This is a genomic window from Sulfurimonas sp. (assembly GCF_016744025.1).
Classification (GTDB): Bacteria; Campylobacterota; Campylobacteria; order Campylobacterales; family Sulfurimonadaceae; genus Sulfurimonas.
In genome coordinates, this window is sequence record NZ_JADGFC010000110.1 from 1 (window position 1) to 8811 (window position 8811).

Below are 8811 nucleotides of genomic sequence, written 5' to 3' on the forward strand. Positions count from 1 at the left end.
TTTTTTATAATCCATTATAGAAATACCTTGGTTTCTTACCAATATACAGAAGTTTGCAAGGGTTTTCAAACCCCCATATTTTTAATTAAGTCTAAAACTCCAAATGAAGTCTATTATCAAGCTGATAATAATTTAGACCCTAGGAGACAAAAACTGTTACCACTGGTATCGTAAAGAGGTGAAAGCACTTCTATATAGCCTTTTAGATAAATATAATTTTCATTACTATTAGCATCTGTATTAATAGTAGCCATAAATTGTCTATCAGATTCAAATGGTAATATATCAACTCTTGGATATGACTTATTTAACTTATGTTCATCCCATCCACATTTCATTGAACTAACTATCAATGCACCTTCAGTTGGATCACCATTAATCGCGTAATGTCACTCTTTTCTCACTAAATATGACTCATTACAAAGATATCCAGCTTTTAAAACTTCATTTAGATTATTATTAAAAGAGTTGAGTTTTTCTCCATCTTTTAAAATATCGCCCTTTGGTTCATAACCATTTCCAGTTACCTCATAAGACTCAGCTCCACAAAAAATATTTGTAACTCTCATCTTGTTTTGAGTTAGAGTTCCTGTCTTGTCCGAACAGATTGTTGTCACACTTCCAAGTGTTTCAACTGCCGGTAGTTTTCTTATGATTGCATTTTTACTAGCCATTCTACTAACACCAATAGCAAGTGTAATAGTAACCGCAGCTGGTAAACCTTCAGGGATAGCACCAACAGCTAGAGCCACAGATGCCATAAATGTATCAACTGCACTCTTATCTCTTAGTATTCCAACTAAGAATGTTAATGCCGCAAGAGCAAGTATTACATAGAGTAAAACTTTTGAAAACTCTGATATTTTTTTTGTAAGAGGTGTCTGCATCTCAGTCGTATTTTCTATAAGATGGGCAATCTTTCCAAGTTCAGTATGATTAGAAGTTGCTACAACTATACCCTTTGCTCGACCATAAGTAACAAATGTACCTGAGTATGTCATATTTTTTCTATCACCGAGAATACTATTCTCAGAGTGTGTAGAAATATTTTTTAAAACAGCAAGAGATTCTCCAGTAAGCATAGACTCATCAACCTTTAAGTCCCGTATCTCAATAAGTCTCATATCAGCAGGAACCTTTGAGCCAGACTCAAGCAAGACAATATCTCCAGGAACTAGATCAATAGAGTCAATAGTAATCTTTTTACTATCTCTTATAACTACAGCTTGGGTAAACATCATCTGCTTTAGAGACTCTATAGCTTCTTGAGCTTTAACCTCTTGCATAAAACCAATAATGACATTTATAATTACAACCCCAAAGATTACTCCACTATCTACCCACTCATGTAAAAATGCAGTAATAGCAGATGCCCCAAGTAAAATATATATAAGCGCATTGTGAAACTGCATCAAAAACTTTTTAAGATAGGAGTCTTGTTTTTTCTCTTTAAGTGCATTTTTACCAAAGAACTCCTCGCGATGTTTGATGCTTAAGGAGCCTAAACCATCTGTTACATCACTTTCAAAAAGTTCAACTATTTTTTCACTCTCTATACTATGCCAATTTTCGCCTATGAGATGTTGCATCTTAAACTCCTCTTATAAACTATTTATTTTATATCTACTAAGATCTGTTCCTTTCATGTCCATAATATGAACGGCGCAAGCCAGACATGGGTCAAATGAGTGTAAAACTCTTAAAACTTCGAGTGGTTTTGAAGTATCTTTTATCTTAACACCAATAAGAGCTGCTTCATAAGCTCCTCTTACTCCGTCAAAGTTTTTAGGTGTTGCATTCCAAGTCGTAGGAGCGATGACCGAGAAGTTTTCTATTTTTTGCTCTTTAATATTTACAAAGTGCGATAAAGTACCTCTTGGTACTTCAAGGAAGACTCTACCCTTTGCATCTTTAGGAAGTTTTTTAAAATCATACTTAGTCCAAGTATCCGTATCATAGTACTTTACATTTTGAATGAGTCTAGATACAAGTTTAAAAATATACTCACAGATGTAAGCTGTCTCAATTGCTCTTGTAGCATTTCTCCCAACTGTACTTGATAGGTCAATCAGTTCTAGATCAGTGTCTTTTAAAAACTCATCTACGAAAGATTTGATAAGAATATTTTCTTTTTTATAACTGATAAGAACACGAGCCAAAGGTCCTGTTTCCATAACCTTGCCATCATATCTAGGAGCTTTTATCCAAGAGTATTTATCATCATTGTTCTGGGTTTTTAAACTTCCATCTTCATTGAGGTCTGTATAGCAAACTTCACTTCCCTTGCACCCCAGGGCACCCTCTCTGGCTTTGCCATTCACCTTGTACCAAGCACGGTCTACTTCTTCAGTAATTTTACTTTCATCAAACTCTTGTATATTTTCAAAATCATGTCCATATATAATTCCACTACTAAATAGTTCTTGCTCACCTTCAAATTCATAACCGCCAACTGACATAAAGTTACCGTTTGCACGACCAACTTCAGCTTTTATATCATCTCTATATGCAGATGCTAAGAGCTTTGCATCTGGAAGGTATGCTCGGTCTATAAACTCTTTTGCTTCTTTTATAACAAATAGATAGTCATTGAGTCTTTCAGGATTTAACATATCTGCAACACTTGTGATTCCGCCAACAACTATACTCTGAGGATGTGGAGTTTTACCGCCAAATATTGCTACTGCTTTACTTATTTTTGTTTGAAATTTCAGAGCTTCAAGATAGTGAGATAGTAGTATAAGGTTTTGCTCAGAGGTGAGTTTATACTCACTATGTCCCCAGTATCCATTTGAAAATGGACCTAGTTTCCCTGCATCTACAAAGTTTTGTAGTTTAGTTATAGTCTCTTCATAGTGTGAGTGAGAGTTTCTAAATGGCTTGTCTGAGTATTTATGAGCTTCTTTTGATGTAAGGTTTGCATCTGCAGATAGAGCACTTGATATATCCACAAAATCAAGTGAATGCAGATGATAAAAATGCACAACATGGTCTTGAATAAAAAGGACCATTGCCATTAGGTCTCTGATAATTTCAGCATTTTTAGGAATCTTCATAGAGTAAGCATCTTCAACAGATGAAACTGCAGCTCTAAAGTGAGAGTTTGTACAGACTCCACAAATCCTACCAGCTAAAAGTCCCGCATCTCGTGGGTCTCGACCCTTTAGTATAATCTCTATTCCACGAAAAAGCTGTCCGCTGACATAAGCTTCTTGAGCCACTCCATTATCGTCAACTTCTACTTCAGCTCTTAAATGTCCTTCAATTCTTGTAATAGGATCAATAATAATTTTTTTCATTATATACCTCTATTTCATAAAGTACTAATGCTTACATAATATCATATTAGAAATTATATAAGTTTAAATATCACATTTTGTGTTTATTCATATGTGTTTTAAAGCAAGTCAATATATAATATACTCACATAATTAAATGGATAAGAAAAGTGAATATAAAACAAAACCTACTTGGTGGTATAACCGCCGCTGTAATTGCTCTACCCTTGGGACTTGCCTTTGGCGTAGCTAGTGGTTTAGGTGCAACTGCAGGAATCTATGGCGCTATTATTTTAGGGTTTTTTGCTTCACTTTTTGGAGGAACTCCTTCCCAAATATCTGGACCAACAGGACCTATGACCGTTGTGATTGCCGCGGCAGTTATTAGTCTAAATGGAGATATAGGTTTAATAGTCTCAACCATTTTACTAGCAGGTATCTTTCAAATCCTATTTGGCATCTCAAGAGTTGGAAAATTTGTTCAGTTCATCCCCTACCCTGTAATCTCTGGCTTTATGAGCGGTATAGGAATCATCATAATTATCTTACAGATAAATCCCTACTTAGGTCTTAGTAGTGATGCTTCCATAGTTCACATACTTATATCTCTTCCATCAAATATCTTAGATGCAAACCCAAGTGCTTCTATAATTGCAACTGCTACTATGCTTATAATGTTTTTTACCCCAAGTAAGATTTCTAAGGTCATTCCAAATCCACTTATTGCACTCGTGATTATTACACCTATTAGCGTTTATTTTAATCTTGATATAGATACTATTGGTGAAATCCCAGCAGTTTTACCTTCATTTATTATGCCAACTATTGATTTACAACACTACACGACAGTTATATCTTTAGCTTTTACTCTGGCAGTTTTGGGAATGATAGACACACTACTAACTTCCATAGTTGCTGATTCCATTACAGGTACTAAACACAAGCCAAACAAAGAACTTATAGGCCAAGGTATAGGAAACGCTCTTTGTGCTCTTACAGGATCACTTCCGGGTGCTGGAGCTACTATGAGAACCGTTATAAATATAAAAAGTGGTGGAACTCATAAAATATCAGGAATCACTCACTCTCTTATACTTTTAGGCATAGTTGTATTTTTAGCTCCCCTTGCATCTCAAATACCTCTTGCTATCCTTGCGGGAATCCTTATAAAGGTCGGTGTTGATATCTTAGACTATAGATTTTTATCTATTTTAAAAGACTCACCAAAAAATGATTTAAGCGTTATGCTTGTTGTGTTTTTTATAACTATTTTTATTGACCTCATCACGGCAGTTGGAGTCGGTATAGTTTTAGCATCTCTACTTATAGTTTATAGAATTACAAAAGAAGCAAAGATAACTCTAGTTGATACTCACCATGACGATATAGAAGCCCAGTATAATCTAGCAGAGAAAAAAGTCAGAGTCATCAAGATAAACGGTGCTTTTTTCTTTGGTTCTAGTACTGCTTTTGAGAGAGAAACTAACTCCATTCTAGATACTAAAGTTGTTATCATAGATATTCTGGATGTGCCATTTATGGATATAACCGCTATATTTACACTAAAAGACCTCATCTTAAGACTACAACCAGATAATATCAAAGTCATCATTGTTGCAAAAGAAAAAGACAAGACTCTACTTCTAAGACTAAATAAAACACGCATTTTTGACAAGGTGACATTTTATGAAGATATGCCAAAGGCTTTAAGTGCGATTTGATGTAGATATGAACTCAGAACAAGCTGAGCTATTTATAAAGGTAAGAGAGTTTATCATCTCTGAGATACAAAACCAAGATACCAAAGCCATAGAAAAGTTCTCTCAAAATATCACCTCTTTTTACTGCAAAGAATACAAAACAGGATTTTGTTATATAAAGACAAAAGACGACTATGTGCACCTTGGTTGGTTTCAAGGTGTAAATCTTGTAGATAAAACAGAGCAACTTTTTGGCTCTGGTAAAAACATAAGAGCTCAAAAAATCAAAACATTTTCCAAAATAGAAAAAGATGCCATGGCTTCTTATATAAAACAGACATTTATACTTATGATGGAACATGAAGAGAGACAAATACTCAGAAATCAACTAAAGGCTAAAAGATGAATTTAGAAGAGTTACAAAAAATCTTAATATCAAAAAATGGCTCGACAAAAGAGTTTCCTTTTGATGATAAGACTATGGTCTTTAAAGTTATGAATAAGATGTTTGCTTTGGTATCTATACAAGAGTCACCACTAAGAATAAACCTAAAATCATTACCAGAAGATGCTCTTGGCTATCGAGATATTTACGAGTGTGTAATTCCCGGTTATCATATGAATAAAAAACATTGGAACAGCGTAATACTTGATGGAACTATGAAAGATGAAGTACTTATTAGCATGATAGACGAGTCTTATGATTTAGTGGTTTCAAAACTTACTAAAAAAGAGAAAGCGCAATTATTAGAATAAGGAATATTGAATGAAAAATATAAGACTAGAATGGGATGGTCCATATAATTTGGATGATATAGGATATGTAAAAGGAAAATATACATATGATGAAGAAAAATTTATTGATGAATTAAATCAAGAAAATCGTGACTATGGAATTTATCAGGCATATGGAAGTCACCCTGTATATGGCAATAATGTATTATTATATATTGGAAAAGCCGCCCAACAAACTTTTGCAAAAAGACTTTCACAAGAAGGTTGGGAATATAATCAAGATGCTAAAAATATTCAATTTTATGTAGGAAGACTTTTTATTATTGATAATGAAGAGCAACCTAATAATGAAATATGGAACGATATGATTGATAAAGCTGAGAGAATGTTAATACATGCTCATGAACCAGCAAGGAATTCATCAAATATTCTTAATATTACTAAAAATACAGATAAATTAAAAGAATTTGAAACTATCAGAATATTTAATTATGATAGTTATAAAAGTTTAATACCTGAGATATCAGGTGAATTATGGGTTAAAGAATTTAATAATAGCAATGTATTTATTTGGGATGGGAAATAACTACATTATTTTTTATATTTCTCATACTTCCTCTCATTAGCAAACTTATCAAAAAAGCCAATTTCTGTACAGCCCATGCATCCATGTCCAGCTTGAACGGGCTAACTTGTTCCGCCGTTGAACTTCATGGTCGGGCAGTTTACATTTGTGTATGGACCCTTACATCCCATCTCAAAAAGACACCATCCTTTTTTAGCACCCTCATCGCCCCACTCTTTTACAAACTCACCAAGCTCATAATTACCTCTACGCTCACAATCATCATGTACTCGTCCAGAGTAAGCCCATAAAGGACGATTAAACTTATCTAAAGCTGGGAGTTCTTCAAACATAAGATATGAAAGCAGTGTTCCAACTATGTTTGTTGGATTTGTCGGACAACCTGAGAGATTTATGATGTCATCACGATGCAAAGCTTCAGAAACTCCAACTGCTCCAGTTGGATTTGGATGAGCAGCAACTACTCCACCATCAAAAGCACAAGAACCTACAGCTAGAACAAGAGCTGCATCTTTGGCACATCTTTTAAGTAAGTCAATACCTGTCTCACCCTTTGCTCCAATGCGAAGATATTTTCCATCCATACCAAGAGGAACTGCACCCTCAACTATAAGTATATATTCACCCTTTTGAGTATTTATAATATCTTCGAGTATTGTCTCACTCTGATCTCCACTAGCACTCATTAGTAGCTCATGGTAATCAAGTGAAATGTAATCAAATATAATATCTTCGATAGCAGGATTTGTAGATTTTATGAAGGCTTCTGAGTTTCCACTACAGTCACTAAGTTCTAACCAGATAATAGGAACCTTGTTGAGAGTCTTAACTGCTTTTTCTACACTCTGCTCAAAGTTAGGATGTAGTTGCATATTTGCTGTGACCATAGAAACCCAACTATTTACTTCTGATTTTGCAATATCTAAAGAGTTCATCGCTGCATCTAGATTATCTGTCGTGAGCTTATTTCTTGGATTTAATGTGTTGAACTTATCTATGCGTTTTTGGACATCAGCTATCTCTTTTTGTAGTTTTAAATCTTGAGTAGTTTTTTTAGATATATTTTTCTTTATTAGATGCTGAGACTCTTTTATAACATCTTGTACCATTACCTTGCATCTACCACAAACTCTACCAACCTCTGAAAAGTCTGACAACTCAGAAAATGAACTTATCCCTGTTTGAGTTACTATGTCTACTAAGTCTTGATGGTAAACATGTTCACAACCACAGATAAGTCGTCCTCTTTGTCCAAGAAGTCTGTTTTGATACAGATAATTTATATCTACTTCTTCACAACTTTTTATAAGAGACTCTATATAACCTACATCTACATTTGAGTTGATTCCTATAAATCTAGTAAGTTTATTATCGCTCAAAAAGAACTCATCTATTCTATTGTCTTTTTTTGAGCAAAGTAATACTTTTTCATACTCACTAGAAAATCTTGCTGAACTAACTTCTATAAGCTCAAATTCATCGACTTTTAGAATATCTATGCTAACTCCAAGTTCAAACTCTTTTTTATCTAAACCGATTATATGAGAGATAGCACAATCAGCTTGAGTAGTACACTCTTTAACATGTCCAGCTACAAAACTAAACTCTTCTACTTCAGCACACTCACCGACTGCATATATATCTGCATCTTGTGTCTGCATATAAAGATTTGTTAGTATTGCTCTCTTACTCTTTAGTGCATCTTTAAATGAAGATATATTTGCTTTGATTCCTATACCAAAGATCAGAAAAGGATTTTTGATATTAAGCTTTTTTGTTTGAAGTGAAAGTATCTCAGAATTTTCAATGACTTTATCAACTATCTCATCTTCATAAGATATTTTGATTTTGCCATCTTTTGTATAACACTCTTCAATGGTTTTTATAGAGTCTATGGAAAGGTCTTTAGAGTATAGATGCTTACCTCTTGTGAGAAGTGTTATATTTGAAATGTTTGGCATCTCATTAAGAGTCTCTAGTAGTTCTAAACCTATTGGTCCACTTCCAACTACAACAACTTCTCTGTCTTTTATCCCATCTTTTATTATCTCACAATCATCTGCACTTCTAAATACTGCTGCGTTGTTTATATTTTTTATATCAAAAAGTGTAATGGGGATAGAACCTGTAGCGATAATAAGTTTGTCATAACTAAACATAGAGTCATTTGAGAAAACTCTTTTAGCATCTATGTCTATTTTGTTTATTGCTTGGTTAAGTTCAAGTTTGACTGTGGGGTCAAGTGGGAGAGAGATTCCACGCTCATTTTCTGTATTATCTACAAGACGACAAAGATGTATCCTATCGTAAGGCGGATATTTTTCCTCACTTACAACTACTACTTCTAGAGATGCGTCTTGTTTTTTAAGATTGTTTGCTAAATATACCGCGGAGATGCCACCACCAACGATTACTATTCTCATAGGTAATCCTTAATATATAAACTTTTTTTAACTTTATATATTATAGAACTTTTTGGTTTAAATTTAGTAGGGTCTATAAATATTAATAC

Annotated in this window: 8 protein-coding genes; 4 read left to right on the forward strand and 4 right to left on the reverse strand. The window is 34.0% G+C overall.

The window, feature by feature from the left end:
- Positions 1 to 116 precede the first annotated feature (116 nt).
- From QZZ48_RS12440 to QZZ48_RS12450, 3 genes are read right to left on the reverse strand one after another with little or no spacing between them, the layout of a single operon-like run.
- Positions 117 to 380: a hypothetical protein gene (locus tag QZZ48_RS12440; RefSeq protein ID WP_294966383.1), complete on the reverse strand. Its 264-nt coding sequence runs from the start codon at positions 378 to 380 to the stop codon at positions 117 to 119.
- Positions 381 to 389: 9 nt separating this feature from the next.
- Positions 390 to 1589, reverse strand: a complete 1200-nt coding sequence (locus tag QZZ48_RS12445) for an HAD-IC family P-type ATPase (protein ID WP_294966370.1) — start codon at positions 1587 to 1589, stop codon at positions 390 to 392.
- 12 nt (positions 1590 to 1601) lie between these two features.
- A complete protein-coding gene (locus QZZ48_RS12450) occupies positions 1602 to 3299 on the reverse strand; it encodes a nickel-dependent hydrogenase large subunit (protein ID WP_294966372.1) in 1698 nt (565 codons plus the stop codon).
- 149 nt (positions 3300 to 3448) lie between these two features.
- Between QZZ48_RS12450 and QZZ48_RS12455 the strand changes: the two genes are divergently transcribed.
- The 4 genes from QZZ48_RS12455 to QZZ48_RS12470 are packed head-to-tail and all read left to right on the forward strand — an operon-like array spanning position 3449 to position 6299.
- The gene (locus tag QZZ48_RS12455) at positions 3449 to 4999 is read left to right on the forward strand and encodes a SulP family inorganic anion transporter (RefSeq protein ID WP_294966374.1); all 1551 of its coding nucleotides are present in this window, start codon (positions 3449 to 3451) and stop codon (positions 4997 to 4999) included.
- Positions 4989 to 5384, forward strand: coding sequence for a hypothetical protein (locus QZZ48_RS12460; protein WP_294966376.1), 396 nt, complete (start codon positions 4989 to 4991; stop codon positions 5382 to 5384). The genes QZZ48_RS12455 and QZZ48_RS12460 overlap by 11 nt, the downstream gene beginning before the upstream one ends.
- Entirely contained in the window at positions 5381 to 5734 is a 354-nt protein-coding gene (locus tag QZZ48_RS12465; RefSeq protein WP_294966378.1) for an MmcQ/YjbR family DNA-binding protein, read from the forward strand. The genes QZZ48_RS12460 and QZZ48_RS12465 overlap by 4 nt, the downstream gene beginning before the upstream one ends.
- Positions 5735 to 5744: 10 nt before the next feature.
- A complete protein-coding gene (locus QZZ48_RS12470; RefSeq protein WP_294966380.1) occupies positions 5745 to 6299 on the forward strand; it encodes a hypothetical protein in 555 nt (184 codons plus the stop codon).
- 101 nt (positions 6300 to 6400) lie between these two features.
- On the opposite strand, the gene QZZ48_RS12475 is transcribed toward QZZ48_RS12470, so the two are convergent.
- The gene (locus QZZ48_RS12475; protein WP_294966382.1) at positions 6401 to 8722 is read right to left on the reverse strand and encodes a hydrogenase small subunit; all 2322 of its coding nucleotides are present in this window, start codon (positions 8720 to 8722) and stop codon (positions 6401 to 6403) included.
- Between the last annotated feature and the right edge of the window lie 89 nt (positions 8723 to 8811).

Coding starts and splice junctions, on each gene's coding strand:
- QZZ48_RS12450 (WP_294966372.1), bottom strand. CDS start 3,299: ATGAAAAAAATTATTATTGATCCTATTACAAGAATTGAAGGACATTTA.
- QZZ48_RS12465 (WP_294966378.1), top strand. CDS start 5,381: ATGAATTTAGAAGAGTTACAAAAAATCTTAATATCAAAAAATGGCTCG.
- QZZ48_RS12470 (WP_294966380.1), top strand. CDS start 5,745: ATGAAAAATATAAGACTAGAATGGGATGGTCCATATAATTTGGATGAT.
- QZZ48_RS12475 (WP_294966382.1), bottom strand. CDS start 8,722: ATGAGAATAGTAATCGTTGGTGGTGGCATCTCCGCGGTATATTTAGCA.
- QZZ48_RS12445 (WP_294966370.1), bottom strand. CDS start 1,589: ATGCAACATCTCATAGGCGAAAATTGGCATAGTATAGAGAGTGAAAAA.